General features: G+C 62.8%; 1 protein-coding gene. It reads right to left on the bottom strand.

The window, feature by feature from the left end; translation table 11 throughout:
• The coding region (locus AAEY83_RS15720) for a helix-turn-helix domain-containing protein (RefSeq protein ID WP_351060436.1) at positions 1-196 on the bottom strand (196 nt) is incomplete at its 3' end.
• Between the last annotated feature and the right edge of the window lie 70 nt (positions 197-266).

Raw genomic sequence — 266 nt, 5'->3', positions numbered from 1 at the left:
CCCGACCATCGTCGGTCAGGCTCAGGCTGCGGGTGGTGCGGTTGAGCAGGCGGACCTGCAGACGTGATTCGAGCCGCACGATCGATTTACCGACGGCCGAGCGGGTCAGCCCGAGTTGCCTGGCCGCCGCCGTAAAACTTCCGGTATCCACCGAGGCGACGAAGGCGGCGATGTCGTTCAGGTTATGCAGTTCCATGTGGCCTCCGGGTTTGGCATTCAAGCGGCTTGGCACCGGTTATGGGGAACCCTATTCCCCAATCATGAGC

Origin of the sequence: Psychrobacter sp. TB20-MNA-CIBAN-0197 (assembly GCF_040309765.1) — a bacterium.
In the GTDB taxonomy this organism is placed as follows: domain Bacteria; phylum Pseudomonadota; class Gammaproteobacteria; order Pseudomonadales; family Moraxellaceae; genus Psychrobacter; species Psychrobacter submarinus.
The sequence above is the reverse complement of the archived record's forward strand: the minus strand, read 5'-3'. Positions and strand labels throughout refer to the sequence as shown.